The sequence below is a fragment of the Streptomyces sp. SM1 genome (assembly GCF_002910825.1).
GTDB lineage: Bacteria > Actinomycetota > Actinomycetes > Streptomycetales > Streptomycetaceae > Streptomyces > Streptomyces okerensis.
Genome location: NZ_NEUB01001030.1, coordinates 1 through 23,074, shown reverse-complemented (window position 1 = coordinate 23,074; position 23,074 = coordinate 1). Strand labels below are relative to the sequence as shown.

Sequence of the window (23,074 nt, the reverse complement as noted above, 5' to 3'; positions counted from 1 at the left end):
TGTCTAAGCCAAGTGATCAAAAGGGTTCCCGTGTCCGCTGTCTCATCTTCCCCGATCCCTGCCGTGTTGGCCAAGTTGGGGCCGCTCAATCCGGACGACATGCCTGACCTGCGATTCCTCCTGGAGGCGGTGCCCGATCCGCGCTCCCGGCGGGGCCGCTGGTACTCGCTGACCTCGATCCTGCTGGTCTGCGCGGCCGCCGTGGTCCCGGGAGCCCGGACCATCGACGAACTCGCCGAGTGGGGCGCTCGCGCCGACGCAGGGCTGCTCGCCGCGCTCGGCGTGCGCCGTCACCTGCTGTGCTGGCGGCATGCGCCGTCCAGGTCGGCGACCGGGAGGGTCCTCGAGCGTCTCGACACCGACGCACTCGATGCGGCCGTGGGCGCCTGGCTGGCTCACCGCCACAGGGCCGCAGCCCCGGGCAGGCGACGGGTGATCGCCGTGGACGGCAAGGCGCTGCGGGGCTCCGCCCGCCTAAACCAGACCCGCCGGCATCTGCTGTCCGCCGTCACCCACGGCTGCCCGGTCACCCTCGCCCAGGCTGAGGTCGGGGCCAAGACCAACGAGACACGGCACTTCCAGCCCCTGCTTGCACCGCTCGACCTGGACGGGGACGTGGTCACTTTCGACGCGCTGCACTCCGTGAAGGCCAACGTCGCCTGGCTGGCCGAGACCAAGAAGGCGCACTACGTGGCCGTGATCAAGCCCAATCAGCCCACCGCCTGGGCTCAACTGGACGGTCTGGACTGGCATGCGGTGGCCATCCAGCACACCGCCTCGAACAAGGGACACGGCCGTCGCGAGTCCCGCTCGGTCAAGACTCTGGCCATCGCCGACAACCTGGGCGGCATCGCCTTCCCCCACGCGAAGCTCGCCCTCCGCGTCCACCGCCGCCGCAAAGAGACCGGCAGGAAGGAGACCCGCGAGACCGTCTATGCGGTCACCAGCCTCGACGTCCACCAGGCGAAACCGGCCGAACTCGCCTCCCACCTGCGCGGACACTGGACCGTGGAAGCCCAGCACCACATCCGCGACCGTACCTTCGCCGAGGACGCCTCCACCGTCCACGCCGGCAACGCACCCCGCGTCATGGCCACCCTCCGCAACCTCGCGATCGGAGCCCTCAAAGCCCTCGGAGCGACCAACATCGCGAAGACCACCCGCGCCATCCGCGACCAACCCGAACGAGCCCTCCCCATCCTGGGCATCACCTACAAGCACGACCTCAACGGAACTTGATCAAGCCCTGATGCTCGACCCGGATACGCCTCGAGGAGTGAGCTTTGCGCTGGCGCTCGTGCATCTCTTCGTACCAGTCGGGAGCGTTCTTCTTGAACTTGCGGTGTGGTGGTGTGATCACCCGTCCGCCGGTCTGGGCACCCAGGCCCTGGTAGCCGGCATCAGCAAGGATCTCGACCGCGGGTCCGTCGGCCAGGAGCTTGACCAGCCCGAGCTGGCGGGCGTGGGTGATGTCCGCGCAGCTTCCGGGCTTGGCCGGGCTGCAGAAGGTCACCCGCCCGTCGCCGTCCGTGACGACCATGGTTTTGACCGCGTTCTGCTTGTTCTTGCCGGAGATGAACGTCTCCCGGTCCTTGCGTCCGGCTGCCGGCCGGCGGACCCGGATCTCGGTGCCGTCGATGATGCCGGTCTTCCCACTGGTTCCGAGGTGGTTGACGACCTCGGCCAGGGTCCGCAGCCGCACACCCGGGCTGATGGTGCAGCCGCGTTCGGCGAGCAGTGGTCGTACCTCGCCGATGGCGCGGGTGATGGTGGAGCGGTCGACGCCGAACCAGCAGGCGAGCACGTCGTGCGTGGTCGCGTGCCGGAGGTGCACGAGCGTGGCCAGGAGCGCGGTCGACGAACACCAGCCGGTACTTCGCACCCGCGCCCACAGCCCGCTTCCGCGGCCTGGAGGCAAGTCTGGCCTGGTGCCGTTCATGCCACAACGGGCCCAGATCTGCCACGAGTTCAGCGATCACGTCGGCCGACAGGCCCGTGATCCTCCGGTCGCTGATGATCGCTGCACGAGACGCGTTCCCCACCACACGACCATGATCGACGATCAAGAGCTCGACGCCTCACCGCCTACCGTGCACGAGCTCGTTGGCTTCGCCCACGCGGTGGCATTTATGCGATAGCAGTGTCGACAGCGCGGTGGGCTTGTGCGGGCCGTTGTGCCCCAGCCCACGCGCTGCCGCCTCCGCTGATCACGAAGTCCCCCAAACACCGATCGCCGCGATGACCGCGCCGAGGTGTCCCAGCCGTCTGCCGGAGGTAGCCGTAGCCGGGCTGGGGGCCCGGCTACGGCTGGCCACTGCCCCCCACTGGTGTGGTCCGGTCAAGCCTTGACGCGGATCTGCTCGCGAAGCTTGATGGTGAGGTCCACCACTGATTCCTTGTCGACGCCCGTGCCGGTGTTGTCACCGGGAGAGACCATGGCGAACGTGCTGTAGTCGGCCCAGGCGCAGAACCAGTCGGTCGATTCCTTCTTGGTCAGCGAGTTGGTGCTCTTGGTCGACTGGCACTTGGCGACCGTGCCGTCGATCTCGACCTTCTCGGGCTCACCGATCAGCTTGGCGTTCTGCATGCCGCTCGAAGAACTCGAGGAGTTCTTCTCGACACGCTCCTGGATGGTGGTGAAGAACCTGTCCAGTGTCGCCTCAGGGTCGGCGATCTTGCCATAACCGCCGACCATGGTGATGCCCTTAGCGGTCAGCAACTCGGACTGGTCGGGGAAGTCGTCTGCCGTGCTCGGGTCCGTCGGGTCATAATCGCCGAAGTCGGCGGTCGACCATTGCGCGAGGACGGCGCTGCCGTCCTCGACTCCGCTCTTCGCCATGTCCTTGGCGGTGTCGGAGCCGCTTTCCTCGGTGCCGTCGCCGAAGCGCGTGTAGTCGTTCAGTACTGTCTTTGGCGTCGACAGCTTGTGCGCGCCGTCGTCCTCCAGGCCGCCCGCGCCGCCGCCCCCGCCGACCACGAAGTACACGCCCACGCCGATCGCCGCGACGACCGCGACCGCGCCGACGATGATCCCGGCCTTCTTGCCGCCGCCGCCCGGGGCGGGGGGCTGGGGCTGCATGCCGTACGGGGCCTGCCCGTAGGGAGGCTGCTGGCCGTACGGGGCCTGCTGCGGCGGGACGCCGGGCTGGCCGGGCTGCGGCGGGTAGCCGTAGCCGGGCTGACCGGGCGGAGGCGCCTGCTGGGGGTAGCCGTAGCCGGGCTGCGGAGCCTGCGGCTGCTGGCCGTAAGGTCCCGGCCGGCCGTACGGCCCGGGCTGCTGGGGCTGCCCGCCGTACGGGCCCGGCTGGTTGTAGCTCATTTCTGGGTTCCCCTCCAGATGCTTATGCGTCGCTGACATCCTGACTCAGGAGCGACGCCTTCAGGCAGGCGGGGGTCGCACCGTTACAAAGGAAAGGCGTTTCGGGACAGGCCCGTGACGCCTCTAAACTGAGCCGCGTGACCGAGAACGCTCAGCAGCAGCCACCCGCGCCCACGACCGAACTGCCGACCCAGTACGCGCCGGCCGATGTAGAGGGGCCGCTGTACGAGCGCTGGGTAGAGCGCGGCTACTTCGAGGCGGACGCGGCGAGCGACAAGCCGCCCTTCACCGTCGTCATCCCGCCGCCGAACGTCACGGGAAGCCTGCATCTCGGGCACGCCTTCGAGCACACGCTCATCGACGCCCTCACCCGCCGCAAGCGCATGCAGGGCTTCGAGACGCTGTGGCAGCCGGGCATGGACCACGCCGGCATCGCCACGCAGAACGTCGTCGAGCGGGAGCTCGCCAAGGAGGGCAAGTCCCGTCACGACCTCGGTCGCGAGGCGTTCGTCGAGCGGGTCTGGCAGTGGAAGGGCGAGTCCGGCGGCCAGATCTCCGGCCAGATGCGCCGCCTCGGCGACGGTGTCGCCTGGACGCGTGAGCGCTTCACGATGGACGAGGGCCTGTCCCAGGCCGTTCAGACCATCTTCAAGCGGCTCTACGACGACGAGCTGATCTACCGCGCCGAGCGCATCATCAACTGGTGCCCGCGCTGTCTGACCGCGATCTCCGACATCGAGGTCTCGTACCAGGACGACGACGGCGAGCTCGTCTCCATGAAGTACGGCGACGGGGACGAGACGATCGTCGTCGCCACCACCCGCGCGGAGACGATGCTCGGCGACACCGCCGTCGCCGTCCACCCGGACGACGAGCGCTACAAGCACCTGGTCGGCACGCTCATCAAGCTGCCGCTGACCGGCCGTTCCATCCCGGTCGTCGCGGACGAGCACGTCGACCCCGAGTTCGGCACGGGCGCCGTCAAGGTGACGCCGGCGCACGACCCGAACGACTTCGAGATCGGCCGGCGGCACGACCTGCCCGCCATCACCGTCATGGACGAGCACGCCGTCATCACCGCCCACGGCCCCTTCCAGGGCCTGGACCGGCTCGAGGCCCGTTCCGCCATCGTCGCCGCGCTGCGCGCCGAGGGCCGGATCGTCGCCGAGAAGCGGCCCTACGTCCACTCCGTCGGCCACTGCTCGCGCTGCAGGACCACCGTCGAGCCGCGGCTGTCCATGCAGTGGTGGGTCAAGGTCGGCCCGCTGGCGAAGGCCGCCGGTGACGCCGTGCGCGACGGCCGCGTCACGATCCACCCGCAGGAGATGGAGAAGCGGTACTTCGACTGGGTCGACAACCTCCACGACTGGTGCATCTCGCGGCAGTTGTGGTGGGGTCACCGTATCCCCGTCTGGTACGGGCCGAACGGCGAGATCGTCTGCGTCGGACCGGACGACGAGGCGCCGGCCGGCGAGGGCTGGCACCAGGACACCGACGTCCTCGACACCTGGTTCTCCTCCGGCCTGTGGCCGTTCTCCACGCTCGGCTGGCCCGAACAGACCGAATCCCTCGCGAAGTTCTACCCGAACTCCGTCCTGGTCACCGGCTACGACATCCTCTTCTTCTGGGTCGCCCGGATGATGATGTTCGGCCTGTACGCGATGGACGGCACCCCGCCGTTCCACACCATCGCCCTGCACGGCATGGTCCGCGACCAGTTCGGCAAGAAGATGTCGAAGTCCTTCGGCAACGCGGTCAACCCGCTGGACTGGATGGACAAGTACGGCTCCGACGCCCTGCGCTTCACCCTCGCGCGCGGCGCCAACCCGGGCGTCGACGTGCCGATCGGCGAGGACTGGGTCCAGGGCTCGCGCAACTTCGCCAACAAGATCTGGAACGCCACGCGTTTCGCGCTGATGAACGGCGCGACGGTGGACGGCCCGCTGCCGGACGCGTCGCGGATGTCGCCGACCGACCGCTGGATCCTGTCCCGGCTGAACTCGGTGGTCGCCGAAGTCGACGCGTACTACGAGGACTTCCAGTTCGCGAAGCTGTCGGACACGCTGTTCCACTTCGCGTGGGACGAGGTCTTCGACTGGTACGTCGAGCTGTCCAAGACGACGTTCCAGGCGGGCGGCGAGCCGGCGGAGGTCAGCAAGCGGGTCCTCGGCGAGGTCCTCGACGTCACGCTGCGGCTGCTGCACCCGGTGGTCCCGTTCGTCACGGAGACCCTCTGGACCACGCTGACCGGCGGCGAGTCGGTCGTCATCGCCGAGTGGCCGAAGGACAGCGGCTTCCGGGACGGCGACGCCGAGCGGGAGATCGAGACGCTCCAGTCGGTGATCACCGAGGTCCGCCGCTTCCGTGCCGACCAGGGGCTCCAGCCCGGCCAGCGGGTCCCGGCCCGGCTCGCCCTCGGCGGCACGGCGCTCGCTCCGCACGAGCCGGCCATCCGGCAGTTGCTGCGTCTCCAGCCGGAGGGGGACTCCTTCACCGCGACGGCGACCCTGCCGGTCTCGGGTGCCGAGGTCGCGCTGGACCTGTCCGGCGTGATCGACGTGGCCGCGGAGCGGAAGCGTCTGGCCAAGGACCTCGCCGCCGCCGAGAAGGAGAAGTCCCAGGCGACGGCGAAGCTCGGCAACGAGGCGTTCCTGTCGAAGGCCCCGGACCACGTGGTCGACAAGATCCGCACCCGCCTGGCCAAGGCGGACGAGGACATCGCCCGCATCCGCACCCAACTGGACCGCCTCCCCACCGCCTGACCCGAGGCGGGAACCAGGGATACGGCCCGGACCGTCCCCGGGGCCCGGACCGTCCTGGGCCCCGGACCGTCCCGGGTCCTGGTCGGCGTCGACCGAGATCGTCCCCGGCGCCGGGCCCTGCCGGGCGCCGGGCCCCGAGGACGGCCCGGGGGCCGAGGGCGGCGGCGGTCTCGATCGTCGCCGGTGCCGGAGCGCCACCGGCCCCGGGCCTTACCGGCGCCGGTGTGTCCATGGTCTCCGGCCTCTTCGGCCGGGGGCCGTTCATGTCGTGGTGGCCGTCGCGTAACCCGTCGGCGGGATTCTGTGGCTTCGACCCCTTCCCAGGCCGACGCCCCAGGAGCGAGCCCTCCGATGTCCCGCACCGTGCCCACCCCCGCCGCGCCGCCCGCCGGACCGACCGCGCGGCGCGAGTCCGAGCGGGAGCGGCGCCACGACATCGACCTCCTGCGGGTCGTCTGCACCGCCGCCGCCGCCGCCGTCGTCGTGCTGGTGCACGCCTCCGCCGAGTTCATCCACGGGGGACACCGCACCACCGGTGTGGTCGGCGACTCGGCCGGCCGGTCCGCCGTGCCCGCGTTCTTCGCGATGGCCGGCTGGGCCGCCCTGGCCGGCTCGCCGGTGCGCGGCGAGGCCCAGCTCCTCACCCGGCTCGGCCGGATCCTGCGCCCGATGGCGGTGTGGACGGCGCTCTACCTCCTCTGGCAGTTCGTGGCCGGGCCGCCCCTGGACGACGGCGCCGAGGAGGTGCTGTGCACGCGCTCTTCGGCTCTGTGCGGGCCGCCTACCACCTCTGGTACCTCTACACCTACGTGCCGCTCCTCCTGCTCCTCGGCGTCACGGTGCTCGTCGTCAGGCGGCGCGACACGCCCCGCCGCGCGCTGCTGCTGCTCGTCGCGTTCGCCGTCGCACCGGCGTTCGCCGGGGACGCGCGGACGCTCACCGGGCTGCCGCTGCCCGAGTGGGAGTGGAGCGTGTCGCTGTCCTCGCTGGGGTACGCGGTGGCGGGCGGCGCGCTGCTCGCCGCTTGGCGGTACGGCCCGCGTCCGCTCTGGCTCGCGGGCGCCGTGGTCGCGCTCGCGGCGCTCGTCCTGTACCAGCTCACCGTGCGGCACCCCGCCGCGTACGGGAGTGTGACGGTGGCCGCGCTGACCTTCGCCGTCCTCGGCGCGGGGCGCGGGGCGCGGAGTGCGGGTGCCGGAGCGGGCGCGGGCGCTGCTGGGGCGGCTGTCGGACGCGTCGTTCGGGACGTACCTGGTGCATCTGCTGTGGGTGCTGCTGCTGGTCAGGCCCGTGGCCGAGTGGCTGCCGCGCGGCTTCTGGGCGCCCGTGGCGCTCGCCGTGACGGCGTCGGCCGCGGTCGCGGCGGCCTTCGCCGTGAGCGTTCTGTGGGGCAGTCTGGGACTGCGCAGATGGCTCGGCTGACGCCGGGCCGGGGTCTGCCGGGCACGGGCAGGGCGGTCCGTAGACTGGGACCGTGAGCGAGCGCCCAGAATCAGCAGGTCCCGACCCGGACGACACCTTTGACGAGTTCGCGGAACTCGTCGAGGAGGAGACCCGCCGCGACCCCGACCTCGCGGTGATCGAGGCCGGCAGCCGTACCCTGCGCACCCAGGGCGGCGGGCCCCAGGCGGAGGTACCCGCGCGCCCGGTCGACCCCGAGGTCGACAAGGCGCTGCGCGAGGTGGAGGCGGAACTCGCCACCCGCTGGGGCGAGACCAAGCTCGAGCCCTCGGTCAGCCGCATCTCCGCGCTGATGGACGTCCTGGGGGAGCCGCAGCGCGCGTACCCCTCGATCCACATCACCGGCACCAACGGCAAGACCTCCACCGCCCGCATGATCGAGGCCCTGCTCGGTGCCTTCGAGCTGCGCACCGGCCGCTACACCTCGCCGCACGTCCAGTCGGTCACCGAGCGGATCAGTCTCGACGGGGCGCCGGTCTCCGCCGAGCGGTTCATCGAGACGTACCAGGACATCAAGCCGTACGTCGAGATGGTCGACTCCCGTCAGGAGTACCGGCTGTCCTTCTTCGAGGTGCTCACCGGCATGGCGTACGCCGCCTTCGCCGACGCGCCCGTGGACGTGGCGGTCGTCGAGGTCGGCATGGGCGGCAGCTGGGATGCGACGAACGTGATCGACGGGAGCGTCGCCGTGGTGACGCCCATAGACCTCGACCACACCGACCGGCTGGGCGACACGCCCGCGGAGATCGCCACCGAGAAGGCCGGCGTCATCAAGCGGGACGCGACGGTGATCATGGCCCAGCAGCTGGTCGACGCCGCTCAGGTGCTGCTGAAGAAGGCCGTCGAGGTGGACGCCACGGTGGCCCGGGAAGGTCTGGAGTTCGGGGTCGTCGCCCGGCAGATCGCCGTCGGCGGCCAGGTTGTGACGCTGCGCGGGCTGGGCGGCGAGTACCCCGAGGTGTACCTCCCGCTGCACGGCGCGCACCAGGCGCACAACGCGGCCGTGGCGCTCGCCGCCGTGGAGGCGTTCTTCGGCATCGGCTCCGAGCACGCCCGTCCGCTCGACATCGACACCGTGCGCAAGGCGTTCGCCGCCGTCGCCTCCCCGGGCCGGCTGGAGGTCGTACGGCGTTCGCCGACCGTCGTCCTGGACGCCGCGCACAATCCGGCGGGCGCGCGGGCGGCGGCCGGGGCGATCGGGGAGGCGTTCGAGTTCACCCGGCTCATCGGCGTGGTCGGCGCGAGCGGCGACAAGAACGTGCGCGGGCTGCTGGAGGCGTTCGAGCCGGTCTTCGCCGAGGTCGTCGTCACCCAGAACTCCAGCCACCGCGCGATGGACGCCGACGAGCTGGCCGCGGTGGCGGTCGAGGTGTTCGGCGAGGACCGGGTCCAGGTCGAACCGCGGCTGCCCGACGCGCTGGAGGCCGCGATCACGCTGGCCGAGGAGGAGGGCGAGTTCGCGGGCGGCGGTGTGCTCGTCACCGGCTCCGTCATCACCGTCGGCGAGGCCCGACTGCTCCTGAGGAGGGGCTGAGACCTGTGCGTACGCTCTGCGCTTCGACGCTGATCGGCGAGTTCTTCATCATCGGTTTCGCCGGGCTGGTCGCCATGAAGGACCAGGACATGTCCACCGGCACGGTGTGGACGGTGTGCGGCATCGCGATGTTCCTCTGTGTGACCCTGTGCGGGGTGATCACCCGGCCCGGCGGGGTGGCCCTCGGCTGGGCGCTGCAGATCGCGCTCATCGCCTCGGGCGTGTTCGTCCCGATGATGTTCTTCATGGGCGCGGTCTTCGCGCTGCTGTGGTGGGCGTCGGTGCACTTCGGCCGAAAGGTGGACGAAGCGAAGGCCCGTTTCGCCGCTGCGGCGGAGCAGCCTGACGCTGCGTGACAGATGCCCCGACACGCCCGGTAACCTCGTGTTTCCGCACCACTTCACGCACAAGGAGCTCCGTCGTGACCCAGCGCACCCTCGTCCTGCTCAAGCCTGACGCCGTCCGTCGTGGCCTGACCGGCGAGATCATCAGCCGTATCGAGCGCAAGGCCGGCTGGCAGATCAGCGCGCTGGAGCTGCGCACCCTGGACCAGGACACGCTGGAGCAGCACTACGGCGAGCACAAGGGCAAGCCCTTCTACGAGCCGCTGGTGGAGTTCATGGCCTCCGGCCCGGTCGTCGCGATGATCGTCGAGGGTGAGCGGGTCATCGAGGGCGTGCGCCGGCTGGCGGGTCCCACGGACCCGATCGCCGCCGAGGCGGGCTCCATCCGGGGCGACTTCGGTGTGATCGTCCGCGAGAACCTGATCCACGCGTCCGACTCGGAGGAGTCCTCCGAGCGCGAGGTGAAGATCTTCTTCCCCGGGCGCGCGTGACGCCGTCGCGACGCGCCGCGCGCGGCGCCGTCGCGACCCCCCGTGCGTGACGTCGTACAGCGGGTCGCGGGTGACGCCGTACGGCCGGACGTGCGGAAATCCCGCGCATAACGATCACGTCGCGGCCGTGTGCGCCACGTTTGCCGCCTGTCGGATGGTCTGGGGGCTTTGCCCCCGGGCCGTTTCTGGCATATGCGCGGCGTTCGGGGGAACGGATGCCCCCGATGGCCCGTCTCCACAAGCAGGGCGCGTCGCCATCTGATGACAATGGCGAAGACCCTCGCACAGTGTGCGCGAAGGCGCGTCTACCATGGAGCCTTCACGTCACCGCACCCACCTCGCCAACCTGAGAAGCCCTCAAGCTCGTGGGAAGGCCAGTCGAATCCTGATGGGGAACTCAATGTCGTTCATCGGCCGTGACATGGCTGTCGACCTCGGGACCGCCAACACGCTGGTGTACGTCAGGGGTCGCGGGATCGTACTCAACGAGCCGTCCGTCGTCGCGATCAACACCAACACCGGTGGCATCCTCGCGGTCGGTGCCGAAGCGAAGAAGATGATCGGGCGCACACCCGGCAACATCGTTGCCGTCCGCCCGCTGAAGGACGGCGTCATCGCCGACTTCGAGATCACCGAGCGGATGCTCCGCTACTTCATCCTGAAGATCCACAAGCGGAGGTACCTGGCTCGTCCGCGGGTCGTCGTCTGTGTGCCCTCGGGCATCACCGGCGTCGAGCGCCGCGCCGTCATCGAGGCGTCGTCCCAGGCCGGCGCCCGCCAGGTGCACATCATCGAGGAGCCCATGGCCGCCGCCATCGGTTCCGGACTGCCGGTCCACGAGGCCACCGGCAACATGGTGGTGGACATCGGCGGCGGCACCACGGAGGTCGCGGTCATCTCCCTCGGCGGCATCGTCACCGCCCAGTCCATCCGCGTCGCGGGCGACGAACTGGACAACGCCATCATCCAGCACATCAAGAAGGAGTACTCCCTCCTGCTGGGTGAGCGCTCGGCCGAACAGATCAAGATCACGATCGGCTCGGCGTACGACCTCGACACCGACGAGCACACCGAAATCCGCGGCCGGGACCTGGTCTCCGGGCTGCCCAAGACCGTCGTCATCTCCGCGGCCGAAGTGCGCAAGGCGATCGAGGAGCCCGTCAACGCCATCGTGGACGCGGTCAAGACGACCCTCGACAAGTGCCCGCCGGAGCTGTCCGGCGACATCATGGACCGGGGCATCGTGCTGACCGGCGGGGGAGCGCTGCTGCGCGGCCTCGACGAGCGGCTGCGCCGGGAGACGGGCATGCCGATCCACATCGCCGAGGACCCGCTGGACAGCGTGGCGCTCGGATCCGGCAAGTGCGTCGAGGAGTTCGAGGCGCTCCAGCAGGTGCTGGACGCCCAGCCCCGCAGATGACGCGACGCCTCGATTCCGCCGTACGGGATGTTCTCCTCTCGTACGGCGGATCGCTGGTATAGAGACATAGGCTCCCCCATAAGCCTCGAAGCCACCCACGGACCGTCAGACAGCTGACCGTCAGGCACCGGACCACCGGCCCCCTGGCGACCCGGCAGCGGACCGCCGGCCGACGGGCCGCCTGACCGCCTGACCGCCGGACAACCGGACAATCCGAACAACACGACATCGCACACCCGTTCTCGACGAGGAAGGCACGGCCGCCGCACGTGAGGGACACACGAGAGAGCCGGCTGCTCCTGGTGCTGCTGATCGCCACCGCGTTCGCACTGATCACGGTGGACATCCGCGGCGGGGAGGACTCACCGGTCGACGGTGCCCGGCACGCCGCGGCGACCGTCTTCGGCCCGATCGAGAACGGCGTCTCCAGCGCGGTCGACCCGATCGGCAACGCGGTCACCGCCGTGCGTGAATCCGGCGACCGGCACGACCGGCTCGCCGAACTGGAGCAGCAGAACGCCGCGCTCAAGGCCGAACTCGGCAGCGACGACCGCGCCCGCAGCCGCCTCGCCCAGCTCGACAAGCTGCTGAAGGTCTCCGGCAAGGGCCAGTACGGCATCAAGGGTGCCCAGGTGATCGCCATAGGAGCGGCCCAGGGCTTCTCCTGGACCGTCACCATCGACGCGGGGGCGGACGACGGCATCGAGCGCGACATGACCGTGCTCAACGGCGACGGGCTCGTCGGCCGCGTCACCACCGTCGGCTCGAACACCGCCACCGTGCTGCTCGCCAGCGACCCCGACTTCACCGTCGGCACCCGGATGGAGAGCTCCGACGAACTGGGCTTCGCCTCCGGCCAGGGCGACCGCCCGCTGCGGGTCGAACTGCTCAACGGCAAGGCCGAGATCAAGAAGGGCGACCGCCTCGTCACGTTCGGCTCACAGGCCGACAAGCCGTTCGTGCCCGGCGTCCCGGTCGGCGTCGTCTCCCGCGTCGACCCCTCCGGCGGCGACCTCACCCGCACCCTCTACGTCACGCCGTTCGTCAGCTTCAGCAAGCTCGACGTCGTCGGCGTCGTCGTCCAGGCGCCCGAGAAGGACCCGCGCGACACGGTGCTGCCCGAGAAGCCCAAGCCGACGCCCACGCCGACCGTGACGGTGACCGTCACCCCCTCCGCCGCTGCCGACGGCCTGAACCAGCAAGAGCAGTAGGAGCTGTCACCCCATGCGCGTCAACCGGATCCTGCTCTCCAGCTCGCTGATCGTCGTGGCCCTGGTGATCCAGGTGAGCGTCCTCGCCCGCCTCCACCTCCCGGGCGCCGTCCCCGACCTGCTGCTGCTGGTCGTCCTCGGCCTCGCGCTGGTCTACGGCCATGTCGGCGGCGCCCTCGTCGGCTTCGCCGCCGGACTCCTCGCCGACCTCGCCCCGCCCGCCGACCACGCCGCCGGCCGCTACGCCCTCGTGCTGTGCGTCATCGGCTATCTCGCCGGACTCGTCAAACCCGAGAGCGGCCAGGTGAAGTCGGCCACCGGTCCGATGGTCGTGGTGGTCGCCGCCGCCGTCGGCTCCACCCTGCTCTACGCCGGTGTCGGCGCCCTCGTCGGCGACACCGCCGCCCGCCATGTCGGCCTGAGCGGCCTGCTGTTCACCGCCGCCCTGTACGACCTGCTGCTCGCGCCGTTCGTCGTCCCCGGCGTCATGGCCCTGGCCCGGCGCGCCGAGAACGACCCACTCGCCGAGACCGGCTCCGCGGGGTCCGGCGACATCTCCTCCGGCTGGCTCTCCGGCGGCACCGGACTGCGCGTCGGCGGCCAGCGCGGCGGACTGAAGGTCAAGGCGGCCCGCGCCCGGATGGCCCGCGCCGGCCGCATCAAGGGGGTCAAGCGCCTGTGACCTCCCAGAACTTCACCGGAACGAGTGAACGAAGGCGGAACGCCGACCGGCACACCGGCCGTTCATCACTCGTACGCACATCCGCGCACACGCTCTGAGAGAGGAGGAAACCGCGTGACCAACATCCCCGAGACCGGCCGCAGCCCGCGGGTCCAGATCCGGCTCGTCGTCATCCAGGTCCTCGTCATCTCCCTCCTCGGCACCCTCGGCGGGCGGCTGTGGTACCTCCAGATCCGCGAGGGCGACCAGTACGCCAAGGAGGCCTCCGGCAACCACGTCCAGAAGGTCGTCCAGCCCGCCGTCCGCGGCTCCATCCTGGACGCGCGCGGAGTGGCCCTCGCGGACAACGAGACCCGGCTGGTCGTGTCCGCCTCGCGCACCGACCTCATGAAGATGAAGGACGACGGCAAGGCGGTCCTCACCAAACTCGCCGGCGTCCTCGGCATGAAGCCCGAGGACGTCGAGCAGAAGGTCCGCCTGTGCAACGCCGAGACCCCCCAGCCCTGCTGGAACGGCTCGCCGTACCAGCCCATCCCCATCACCGACGAGGCCACGCCCAAGCAGGCCCTGCAGATCCGCGAACGCGCCGAGGACTTCCCCGGCATCACCGCCGAACCGCAGGCCCTGCGCCGCTACGCGAGCCCCGGCAAGGCCAACACCGCACAGGTCCTCGGCTACCTCTCACCCGTCACCGACGAGGAGATCCAGAAGGCGCAGGACACCAGCTCGCCCTACCTGCGCTCCGACATGGTCGGCCGCTCCGGCCTGGAACGCCAGTACGACAAGCAGCTGCGCGGCAAGGCCGGCGTCACCCGTTACGAGGTCGACAAGCTCGGCCGCGTCCTCGGCGAGGCCGAGTCCGACCCGGCCCAGCCCGGCGCCAACCTCGTCACCAGCATCGACTCGCGCGTCCAGCGCGTCGCCGAGTACGAGCTGAACGAGGCGATGAAGGAAGCCCGCAAGCAGCACGACCGCAACACCAACCGGAACTACGAGGCCGACTCCGGCGCCGTCGTCGTCATGGAGGCCAAGACGGGCCGCGTCGTCGCCATGGCCTCCAACCCGACCTACGACCCCAACGCCTGGGTGGGCGGCATCTCCGCCAAGGACTACGCCACCCTCACCGGCGAGAAGTCCAACTACCCACTGCTCAACCGCGCGACCCAGGGCCTGTCCGCGCCCGGCTCCGTCTTCAAGGTGATCCCCACCGCGGCCGCCATACAGGCCGGCTACTCCTTCGAGGGCCCCTACGAGTGCTCCAGCTCGTACTCCATCGGCGGACAGGTCTTCAAGAACTTCGAGTCGCAGAGCTTCGGCGGCATCAGCCTCGGCCGCGCCCTCGAGGTCTCCTGCGACACCGTCTTCTACCGGCTCTCCCACGAGGAGTGGAAGCGCGACGGCGGCAACAAGCCCAAGAAGAACGCCCACGACTGGTTCTACAAGACCGCCCACCAGTTCGGCCTCGGCGAAGAGACCGGCATCGACCTGCCCAACGAGGTGACCGGCCGCGTCCCCGACCGCCAGTGGAAGAAGGACTACTGGACGGCCAACAAGGACGACTGGTGCAAGTACGGGAAGAAGGACGGCAGCTACGCCGAGAAGATCGCCTTCGAGAACTGTCTCGAAGGCAACCGGCTGCGCGCGGGTGACTCCGTCAACTACTCCATCGGCCAGGGCGACACCCTCGTCACGCCCATCCAGATGGCCACCATCTACGCGGCCATCTCCAACGGCGGCACCCTCTACAACCCCACCGTCGGCAAGGCCGTCATCAGCCCCGACGGCAAAACGGTCACCGAGATCGAGCCCAAGGCGCACGGCAAGCTGCCGACGTCGAAGAAGACCCTCGCCCAGATCGACGAAGCCCTCGAGGGAGTCGCCACCCGCGGTACCGCCGCGTGGCGGTTCGGGGGCTGGCCGCAGGACGAGATCCCGATGCACGCCAAGACCGGTACCGCCGAGGTCCACGGCAAGCAGACCACCTCCTGGTTCACCACGTACACCGAGGACTACGCGATCGTCATGACGATCTCCCAGGGCGGCACGGGCTCCGGCGCCTCCGGCCCCGCCGTGCGCAACATCTACAACGCCCTGTACGGCGTCTCCGAGGACGGCGAGATCGACAAGAAGAAGGCGCTGCTGCCCACCCCGCAGAAGACCCTCCCCAAGGTCCGCACGGACGGCACCATCAAGTCCCCGAAGGTCTCCAAGGACCCCGCCAAGGACCGCGCCACCTCTTCGCCCGACGCCCAGGCCACCACCCCGCAGGACGGCGACCCCGCCGACCCGCAGCAGCCCGGCACGGTCCCCTCACCGGAGAACACCAACCGCGAAACCCGCCGCCGCGAGCGACGACGGGCCGGCGGACCCGGCGGCGGTGCCGCCCTCCGGCGCACCCGCCACCGGAGCGCCGGCCGCACGGGAACACGGAGGACGACGTCATGACCGGCGGCGTCAACAGCTTCCAGGTCTCCGGATACGGACCCGAGCGGGCCGGCTGGACCCGGGTGTTCGCCCGCGACTCCCTCGCCCGCCGCCTCGACTGGCCGATACTGCTCTCGGCGATCGCCCTGTCCCTGCTGGGCTCCCTCCTGGTCTACTCGGCCACCCGCAACCGCACCGAACTCAACCAGGGCGACCCCTACTACTTCCTGGTCCGGCACTGGCTCAACACCGGCATCGGACTCGCCCTGATGATCGGCGCCGTCCTGCTGGGCCACCGCGTCCTGCGCACCGCCGTGCCCCTGCTGTACGGTGCCTCGGTCTTCCTGATCCTGCTGGTCCTCACCCCGCTGGGCTCCACGATCAACGGCGCCCACTCGTGGATCAAGCTCCCCGGCGGCTTCTCCCTCCAGCCCTCCGAGTTCGTGAAGATCACGATCATCCTGGGCATGGCGATGCTGCTCGCCGCCAGAGTCGACGCCGGCGACAAGCCCTACCCCGACCACCGCACGGTCCTGCAGGCCCTCGGCCTCGCCGTCGTCCCCATGATCATCGTGATGCTCATGCCCGACCTCGGGTCGGTCATGGTCATGGTCATCATCGTGCTCGGCGTCCTGCTCGCCTCCGGCGCCTCCAACCGATGGATCTTCGGCCTGATCGGCGCAGGCGCCGCCGGTGCCATCGCCGTCTGGCAGATCGGCATCCTCGACGAGTACCAGATCAACCGCTTCGCCGCCTTCGCCAACCCCGAACTCGACCCCGCCGGCGTCGGCTACAACACCAACCAGGCCCGCATCGCCATCGGCTCCGGCGGACTGACCGGCTCCGGCCTCTTCCACGGCTCCCAGACCACCGGCCAGTTCGTCCCCGAACAGCAGACCGACTTCGTCTTCACCGTCGCCGGTGAGGAACTCGGCTTCGTCGGCGGCGCCCTGATCATCGGCCTGCTCGGCATCATCCTCTGGCGCGCCTGCCGGATCGCCCGCGACACCACCGACCTGTACGGCACCGTCGTCGCCGCCGGCATCGTCGCCTGGTTCGCCTTCCAGACCTTCGAGAACATCGGCATGACCCTCGGCATCATGCCCGTCACCGGTCTGCCCCTGCCGTTCGTCTCCTACGGCGGCTCCTCCATGTTCGCCGTATGGCTGGCCATAGGGCTCCTGCAGTCGATCAGAATGCAACGGCCCATGTCCGCGTAGCGGCCGGCGCCCACGGCGGAGACCCACGGCCGGGGACCCACGCGGCCACCGGCCCCTCCGCCGGTCCCGTACCTCACCGGTGCGGAGCGGCCCACTGCCGCTCCGCACCCACGGCGACTAGATTCGAATCATGGCGGACACCAAGCGTGAGATCGAGCGAAAGTACGAGTCCGACACCGGCACACTGCCCGACCTGACCCGCGTCACCGGCGTCGCGTCCGTGCTCCACCAGGGCGTCAGCCACCTCGACGCCACCTACCACGACACCACCGACGCACGCCTCGCCGCGTCCGCCGTCACCCTGCGACACCGCACCGGCGGCTCCGACGCCGGCTGGCACCTGAAATTCCCCGTGGCCCCCGGAGTGCGCGACGAGATCCGCGCCCCGCTCTCCGACACCCTCCCGGACGAGCTCGCCGCCCTCGTCCGCTCCCGCGTCCGCGACCGGCCCCTGCTGCCCGTCGTCCGGCTGCGCTCCGACCGCGACGTGCACCACCTCGTCGACACCGACGGCCGGCTGCTCGCCGAGGTCAGTGTCGACACCGTCCACGCCGAACGCCTCACCGGCGACGGCGGCACCGCCCGGTGGACCGAGATCGAGGTCGAACTCGCCGACGACGGCGACCCCGCCTTCCTCGACAAGGTGGAAAAACGCCTGCGCAAGGCCGGCGTCCGCCCCTCGGAGTCGACCTCCAAACTGGCCAGGGCACTCGCCGAGACGGCACCGGACACCGCCACCACCTCCACCCCCGCCACGGCACCCGAGGCGGCCCCGCGACAGAAACGGCGCTCACGAGCGGTCGGCACACCCGTCACCGCCGGAGACCACGTCCTCGCCTGCGTCCGCGCCCAGCACGACGCCCTCGTCGAACTGGACCCGGCCGTACGCCAGGACCTCCCCGACTCCGTGCACAGCATGCGCGTCGCCACCCGCCGCCTGCGCAGCACCTTCCGCACCTTCGGCAGCGTCCTCGACCGCGAGAGCACCGACCCCATCGCCACCGACCTCACATGGCTGGCCGGCGAGCTGGGCCTGGACCGCGACCGGGAGGTCCTCGCCGAACGCCTCGGCGCGGCCCTCGCCGCGCTGCCCGGCACCCTCGTCTCCGGCCCCGTCGGCGACCGCCTCACCGCCTGGTCCGAGGCCCGCCACGCCGGAGCCCACGGCCACCTCACCGCCATCCTCGGCTCCCGCCGCTACCTCACCCTCCTCGACGCCCTGGCCGCCCTGCTCGAGGACCCGCCCCTGCGCAAGAAGGCCGGCGCCGCACCGGAGAAGGTCCTCACCCGGGCCGTACGCAAGGACCTCGACAAACTCGCCGCCCTCGTCACCCACGCCCTCGAACTCCCACCCGGCACCGACCGCGACGTCGCCCTGCACGAGGCCCGCAAGAAGACCAAGCGCACCCGCTACGCCGCCGAGACGGCCGCCCCCGCGCTCGGCGGACCGGCGGAGGAACTGGCCGGAGCCATGAAGTCGCTCCAGGGCCTGCTCGGCGACCACCAGGACAGCGTCATGGCCCGCCGAACCCTGCGCGAGCTCGCTGCCGTCGCCCACGCGGCGGGGGAGAACACCTTCACCCACGGCGTCCTCCACGCCCGCGAGGAACGCCGCGCGGAGATCGCCGAGAGCGCCCTCCCCGAGGCCTGGAAGTCGATCAGCAAGGACCTTCGGCCCTGGACAACGTAGGGAGTACCCCTCCGGCCGCGTTACGCTGAATGGTCACCCCACTCAGCACACAAAGGTTCGCGAGATGCCTGCCGAAGCCGCCGAGTCTGTGTTCCCGCAGCTCGAAGCTCTGCTCCCGCATGTGCAGAAGCCGATCCAGTACGTCGGCGGAGAGCTCAACTCCACGGTCAAGCCGTGGGACAGCTGCGACGTCCGCTGGGCGCTCATGTACCCCGACGCCTACGAGGTCGGACTGCCCAACCAGGGCGTCATGATCCTCTACGAGGTCCTCAACGAACAGGACGACGTCCTCGCCGAGCGCACCTACAGCGTCTGGCCGGACCTGGAGGCGCTGATGCGGGAACACCGGGTCCCGCAGTTCACCGTCGACAGCCACCGCCCGGTGAAGAAGTTCGACGTGTTCGGCCTGAGCTTCTCCACCGAGCTCGGCTACACCAACATGCTCACCGCCCTGGACCTCGCCGGCATTCCCCTGGAGGCCAGGGACCGCACGCTCGACGACCCGATCGTCATGGCCGGCGGCCACGCCGCCTTCAACCCCGAGCCGATCGCCGACTTCATCGACTGCGCGGTCATCGGCGACGGCGAGCAGGTCGTCCTGGAGGTCACGCGGATCATCCGCGCCTGGAAGGAGGAGGGCCGCCCCGGCGGCCGCGAGGAACTCCTGTTCCGCCTGGCGCGCACCGGCGGGGTCTACGTCCCCGGCTTCTACGACGTCGAGTACCTCCCCGACGGCCGTATCGCCCGTGTCGTACCGAACAGGTCGGGCGTTCCCTGGCGCGTGTCCAAGCACACCGTCATGGACCTCGACGAGTGGCCCTACCCCAAGCAGCCCCTCGTCCCGCTCGCCGAGACGGTCCACGAGCGCATGTCCGTGGAGATCTTCCGCGGCTGCACCCGCGGCTGCCGCTTCTGCCAGGCCGGCATGATCACCCGCCCGGTGCGCGAGCGCTCGATCACCGGCATCGGCGAGATGGTCGACAAAGGGCTGAAGGCCACCGGCTTCGAGGAGGTGGGCCTGCTCTCCCTCTCCTCCGCCGACCACTCGGAGATCGGCGACGTCGCCAAGGGCCTGGCCGACCGCTACGAGGAGGACAAGGTCGGTCTCTCCCTCCCCTCCACCCGCGTCGACGCCTTCAACATCGACCTGGCGAACGAGCTGACCCGCAACGGCCGCCGCTCGGGCCTCACCTTCGCCCCCGAGGGCGGCTCCGAGCGCATCCGCAAGGTCATCAACAAGATGGTCTCGGAAGACGACCTGATCAGGACCGTCGCGACTGCCTACGGCAACGGCTGGCGCCAGGTGAAGCTGTACTTCATGTGCGGTCTGCCCACCGAGACCGACGACGACGTCCTGCAGATCGCCGACATGGCCACCCGCGTCATCGCCAAGGGCCGCGAGGTCTCCGGCTCCAACGACATCCGCTGCACGGTCTCCATCGGCGGCTTCGTCCCCAAGCCGCACACGCCCTTCCAGTGGTCCCCGCAGCTGTCCGCCGAGGAGACCGACGAGCGCCTCGGCAAGCTCCGCGACAAGATCCGCGGCGACAAGAAGTACGGCCGCTCCATCGGCTTCCGCTACCACGACGGCAAGCCCGGCATCGTCGAGGGCCTGCTCTCCCGGGGCGACCGCCGCACCGGCGCGATCATCCGCGCGGTCTACGAGGACGGCGGCCGCTTCGACGGCTGGCGTGAGCACTTCTCCTACGACCGCTGGATGAACTGCGCCGACAAGGCCCTGGCCCCGTTCGGCGTCGACGTCGACTGGTACACCACCCGCGAGCGCACCTACGAGGAGGTCCTCCCCTGGGACCACCTCGACTCCGGCCTCGACAAGGAATGGCTCTGGGAGGACTGGCAGGACGCCCTCGACGAGACGGAGGTCGAGGACTGCCGCTGGACCCCGTGCTTCGACTGCGGGGTGTGTCCTCAGATGGACACCAGTATCCAGGTCGGGCCAACCGGTGCGAAGCTGCTGCCGCTGACGGTCAAGAACGGGGCACCCGCACCGAGCGGTCACGCGCACTGAGCGGTCACGCGCACTGAGGTGAGTGCGGCGCCCGTGCGGTGCGGACAGGTAAGCGGCCCCCGTCGACGGCGGGGGCCGCTTCCGCGTGCTGGGGGGGCGCCGCTACGGGACCTGGCGGCCGTAGGGGCGGATGCGGTGCCGGGGGGAGACGGTGCGCCGGGGTGGGCGGGTGAGGGTGATCTGGCGGACCAGCTGCTGGAAGCATGCCAGGGCGGCGACGCCCGGAAGGGCCGCCGCGGCCGTGTCGGTGAGGGTTCGGGGGGCTTCGGCCACGCAGAGGAGGACCGCGACGGAGGAGAAGAGCAGGACGACGAACCAGGAGTGCAGGGCGCGTCGTTGGTGCAGTGCCGCGCGGAGGATGGAGAGGGAGCCCGCCAGCCAGGGGCCGTAGACCAGGATGGGCCACCAGGCCGATGTGCTGCCGCTGCTGTGCGCCGTGGTGACCAGGAGCAGGGGTTCGTACGTGACCACGCCGCTGAAGACGCTCACCATCGACACGGTGACCGCGGCCATGGCGGCGATGATGTAGCTGGCGACGCGCAGTGCGTCGGGGCGTTTGCGCGGGGGCTTGCGGTGGCCGCGGGGGCTGGCGCGCAGCGGTGGCAGCTCGGCCGTGATCTCCTGCAGGTTGCCCATGGGGGTGCCGGCGGGGGGCGCGGTGACCGAGGCCTCCTCGCGCGGGGGCGGCACGGTGGTGCCGTACTCCTCGCTGCGGGCCTCCTGGAGGAGGTAGGCCAGTTCCTCGGCCGGGTCCCAGGGCGGGACGGCCGGTTCCATGGCCGGGTCCCAGGCGGGGGTGACCGGTTCCATGGCCGGGTCCCAGGCGGGGGTGACCGGTTCCCTGACGGGGTTCCAGGGCGGGACGGCGGATTCCACGGGTTCCGCGTAGACGGCTCCGGCCCGGTGCCGTCCCGTGCCCGTCTCATTGAACTGGTCCGGGATGTCGGCGCCGTACCAGAGGGGGTCGTAGCGTTCATCATTCATGTCAGGATTGATTCATCGGGCCGGTGGGGGCATTCAACAGCGGTTCTGCAGTGGGTGGTTGGGGCGGCCCTGACCTGCTTGCCTTCATACAGCGACTAACGGCGTCCGAATCACTTGGATGCGCGGTGAATGAGTGAACAGCCGGAGGTAAAATTGCTTTATATAAGCCTCGGAATTCCTTTTTTTCGACTGGCGTTCAGCATATGAGGGGCGTTTTCGCGGGTATCCGGGATCCGTGCGGGCCGCTGCGGCGTCCACGCCGGTATGGATCTCGAGAAGTCGTCGGAGCCCGCGCGTGGTGAGGGGTGCCTCGCCGTGGCGATCCGCATCCCCGTGCGGATCGTGGTGCTCGTGCTGGTCGTGCCGGTGCGGATGGTCCGGGACGCGCTCGTCGTCGGCGGGCGGTTCCTGAACGACACGGTGTTCCGGCCTGTCGGGCGGGCCCTGCTGTGGGTGGGGCGGGCGGTGTTCGTGTGGCCGTTCGTGGGGCTGTGGCGGTATGTGCTCGTGCCGCTGGGGCGGGCGGCGGCGTGGCTGGGGAAGGTGCTCGTGGTCCTTCCGGCCATGGCGTTCCACCGGTATGTGCTGACTCCGCTCGGGCATGTCGCGGTATGGGTGTACGCGTATGTGCTGACTCCGGCCGGCCGGGCGCTCGCCGCCGCCGGGGCCGGGGTGTGGGCGGGGCTGGCGTGGCTGGGGCGGTATCTCGTCGTGGTGCCCTCGGGGTGGGTGTACCGGTGGATCCTGACGCCGGTCGGGCACGCGGCGGTGTGGTGCGGCAGGGGGCTCGCCTGGTGCGGGAGGGGCCTTCTGTGGCTGCTGACGATGATCGTCACCGGGGTCGCTACGGCGCTGTACTGGACGGCCCGGGTCCTGCTGGTGCTCCCCGCGCTCGCGGTGTGGCGCTGGGTCCTGGCGCCGGTCGGGCGGGTGCTGGCGGTGGTCGCGCGGGAGATCGGCGCCGCCTTCGGGCATGCCTGGCGGATCGCGGGTCATGTCTCGCTCGCCGTGGGGCGGTTCCTCGCGGCGCTCTTCCGGTGGACCTTCGTGGAGCCCGTGCGGTGGGTGTACCGCGGCGTGCTGACCCCGGTGGGGCATCTGGTGCGCGACGCCGTGCTGCGGCCGGCCGCGGAGGCGGGCCGTCGTGTGGGACGCGCCACGCGACAGGCTCTCGGTTCCGTCCGTACGACCGTCCGCCGGACCCGCGCGGACGTCCGGCGGGCGCTCTTCGGTGAGCCCGAGGGGCTGGATCTCGCAGGGAGTCGGGGAACGACGCCGGGGCGTGGGGTGCGGAATGTGGGTGATGGTCAGGATGTCCTGACCAAGGGGTGAACGGACCGGGCGGCGGCGGCTCCGGCACGCACGTGATGTCGGTCGTGCTGCCGATGCTGCTCGGCCCGCTCGTCTTCCTGCTGTTCGCCACGGCGGTGGTCATGTTCGACCCGTTGCTCATATCGGGCGACGACGGCCGGACGCCGCGGTCCTCCGCCTCGCGGACGGCCG

The 23,074-nt window shown here is 70.4% G+C and carries 18 protein-coding genes; 15 read left to right on the top strand and 3 right to left on the bottom strand.

Annotated elements, in window-relative coordinates; all coding sequences use genetic code 11:
• Positions 1-99 precede the first annotated feature (99 nt).
• Positions 100-1,239, top strand: coding sequence for an ISAs1 family transposase (locus B9S61_RS37200; RefSeq protein WP_103546103.1), 1,140 nt, complete (start codon positions 100-102; stop codon positions 1,237-1,239).
• On the opposite strand, the gene B9S61_RS37195 is transcribed toward B9S61_RS37200, so the two are convergent.
• Complete coding sequence (locus B9S61_RS37195) at positions 1,226-1,882, bottom strand: transposase (RefSeq protein WP_258040075.1); 657 nt, start codon at positions 1,880-1,882, stop codon at positions 1,226-1,228. The genes B9S61_RS37200 and B9S61_RS37195 overlap by 14 nt on opposite strands.
• Positions 1,883-2,338: 456 nt before the next feature.
• Complete coding sequence (locus tag B9S61_RS37190) at positions 2,339-3,319, bottom strand: hypothetical protein (RefSeq protein ID WP_103546102.1); 981 nt, start codon at positions 3,317-3,319, stop codon at positions 2,339-2,341.
• A gap of 137 nt (positions 3,320-3,456) precedes the next feature.
• Between B9S61_RS37190 and B9S61_RS37185 the strand changes: the two genes are divergently transcribed.
• From B9S61_RS37185 to B9S61_RS37130, 13 genes are all read left to right on the top strand, one after another.
• A complete protein-coding gene (locus tag B9S61_RS37185) occupies positions 3,457-6,081 on the top strand; it encodes a valine--tRNA ligase (RefSeq protein ID WP_103546101.1) in 2,625 nt (874 codons plus the stop codon).
• Between the two features lie 351 nt (positions 6,082-6,432).
• Entirely contained in the window at positions 6,433-7,215 is a 783-nt protein-coding gene (locus tag B9S61_RS37180; RefSeq protein WP_258040074.1) for an acyltransferase family protein, read from the top strand.
• Between the two features lie 57 nt (positions 7,216-7,272).
• Positions 7,273-7,503, top strand: a complete 231-nt coding sequence (locus B9S61_RS43080; protein ID WP_258040073.1) for a hypothetical protein — start codon at positions 7,273-7,275, stop codon at positions 7,501-7,503.
• 52 nt (positions 7,504-7,555) lie between these two features.
• Positions 7,556-9,076 carry a folylpolyglutamate synthase/dihydrofolate synthase family protein gene (locus tag B9S61_RS37175; protein WP_103546100.1) on the top strand — a complete coding sequence of 507 codons (1,521 nt, stop codon included), beginning with the start codon at positions 7,556-7,558 and terminating at the stop codon, positions 9,074-9,076.
• A gap of 5 nt (positions 9,077-9,081) precedes the next feature.
• Complete coding sequence (locus B9S61_RS37170; protein WP_103546099.1) at positions 9,082-9,432, top strand: DUF4233 domain-containing protein; 351 nt, start codon at positions 9,082-9,084, stop codon at positions 9,430-9,432.
• Positions 9,433-9,497: 65 nt separating this feature from the next.
• Positions 9,498-9,911 carry a nucleoside-diphosphate kinase gene (gene ndk, locus B9S61_RS37165; protein ID WP_103546098.1) on the top strand — a complete coding sequence of 138 codons (414 nt, stop codon included), beginning with the start codon at positions 9,498-9,500 and terminating at the stop codon, positions 9,909-9,911.
• A 400-nt stretch (positions 9,912-10,311) separates the two neighbouring features.
• Positions 10,312-11,331, top strand: coding sequence for a rod shape-determining protein (locus B9S61_RS37160; protein WP_024887540.1), 1,020 nt, complete (start codon positions 10,312-10,314; stop codon positions 11,329-11,331).
• A 269-nt stretch (positions 11,332-11,600) separates the two neighbouring features.
• Positions 11,601-12,542: a rod shape-determining protein MreC gene (mreC, locus tag B9S61_RS37155; protein WP_103546097.1), complete on the top strand. Its 942-nt coding sequence runs from the start codon at positions 11,601-11,603 to the stop codon at positions 12,540-12,542.
• A gap of 13 nt (positions 12,543-12,555) precedes the next feature.
• On the top strand, positions 12,556-13,224 hold the full coding sequence (gene mreD / locus B9S61_RS37150; RefSeq protein WP_103546096.1) for a rod shape-determining protein MreD: 669 nt from the start codon (positions 12,556-12,558) through the stop codon (positions 13,222-13,224).
• A gap of 114 nt (positions 13,225-13,338) precedes the next feature.
• On the top strand, positions 13,339-15,669 hold the full coding sequence (gene mrdA, locus B9S61_RS37145) for a penicillin-binding protein 2 (protein ID WP_103546095.1): 2,331 nt from the start codon (positions 13,339-13,341) through the stop codon (positions 15,667-15,669).
• A complete protein-coding gene (rodA, locus tag B9S61_RS37140) occupies positions 15,666-16,868 on the top strand; it encodes a rod shape-determining protein RodA (RefSeq protein WP_103546094.1) in 1,203 nt (400 codons plus the stop codon). The genes mrdA and rodA overlap by 4 nt, the downstream gene beginning before the upstream one ends.
• Before the next feature lie 130 nt (positions 16,869-16,998).
• Positions 16,999-18,558, top strand: coding sequence for a CYTH and CHAD domain-containing protein (locus B9S61_RS37135; protein ID WP_103546093.1), 1,560 nt, complete (start codon positions 16,999-17,001; stop codon positions 18,556-18,558).
• A gap of 64 nt (positions 18,559-18,622) precedes the next feature.
• Positions 18,623-20,587 carry a TIGR03960 family B12-binding radical SAM protein gene (locus B9S61_RS37130; RefSeq protein WP_103546092.1) on the top strand — a complete coding sequence of 655 codons (1,965 nt, stop codon included), beginning with the start codon at positions 18,623-18,625 and terminating at the stop codon, positions 20,585-20,587.
• A gap of 102 nt (positions 20,588-20,689) precedes the next feature.
• Here the strand turns inward: B9S61_RS37130 and B9S61_RS37125 are convergent, their stop codons facing one another.
• A complete protein-coding gene (locus B9S61_RS37125) occupies positions 20,690-21,571 on the bottom strand; it encodes a hypothetical protein (RefSeq protein ID WP_219820007.1) in 882 nt (293 codons plus the stop codon).
• Between the two features lie 264 nt (positions 21,572-21,835).
• Here B9S61_RS37125 and B9S61_RS37120 point away from each other — a divergent pair, with 264 nt between their 5' ends.
• Positions 21,836-22,903 (top strand): hypothetical protein, encoded by a 1,068-nt coding sequence (locus B9S61_RS37120; RefSeq protein ID WP_103546091.1) that lies wholly within the window; start codon positions 21,836-21,838, stop codon positions 22,901-22,903.
• Positions 22,904-23,074 lie beyond the last annotated feature (171 nt).

Coding starts and splice junctions, on each gene's coding strand:
- B9S61_RS37125 (WP_219820007.1), bottom strand. CDS start 21,571: ATGAATGATGAACGCTACGACCCCCTCTGGTACGGCGCCGACATCCCG.
- B9S61_RS37200 (WP_103546103.1), top strand. CDS start 100: ATGCCTGACCTGCGATTCCTCCTGGAGGCGGTGCCCGATCCGCGCTCC.
- B9S61_RS37190 (WP_103546102.1), bottom strand. CDS start 3,319: ATGAGCTACAACCAGCCGGGCCCGTACGGCGGGCAGCCCCAGCAGCCC.
- mreD (WP_103546096.1), top strand. CDS start 12,556: ATGCGCGTCAACCGGATCCTGCTCTCCAGCTCGCTGATCGTCGTGGCC.
- B9S61_RS37135 (WP_103546093.1), top strand. CDS start 16,999: ATGGCGGACACCAAGCGTGAGATCGAGCGAAAGTACGAGTCCGACACC.
- B9S61_RS37120 (WP_103546091.1), top strand. CDS start 21,836: ATGGATCTCGAGAAGTCGTCGGAGCCCGCGCGTGGTGAGGGGTGCCTC.
- rodA (WP_103546094.1), top strand. CDS start 15,666: ATGACCGGCGGCGTCAACAGCTTCCAGGTCTCCGGATACGGACCCGAG.
- B9S61_RS37180 (WP_258040074.1), top strand. CDS start 6,433: ATGTCCCGCACCGTGCCCACCCCCGCCGCGCCGCCCGCCGGACCGACC.
- B9S61_RS37130 (WP_103546092.1), top strand. CDS start 18,623: ATGCCTGCCGAAGCCGCCGAGTCTGTGTTCCCGCAGCTCGAAGCTCTG.
- B9S61_RS37160 (WP_024887540.1), top strand. CDS start 10,312: ATGTCGTTCATCGGCCGTGACATGGCTGTCGACCTCGGGACCGCCAAC.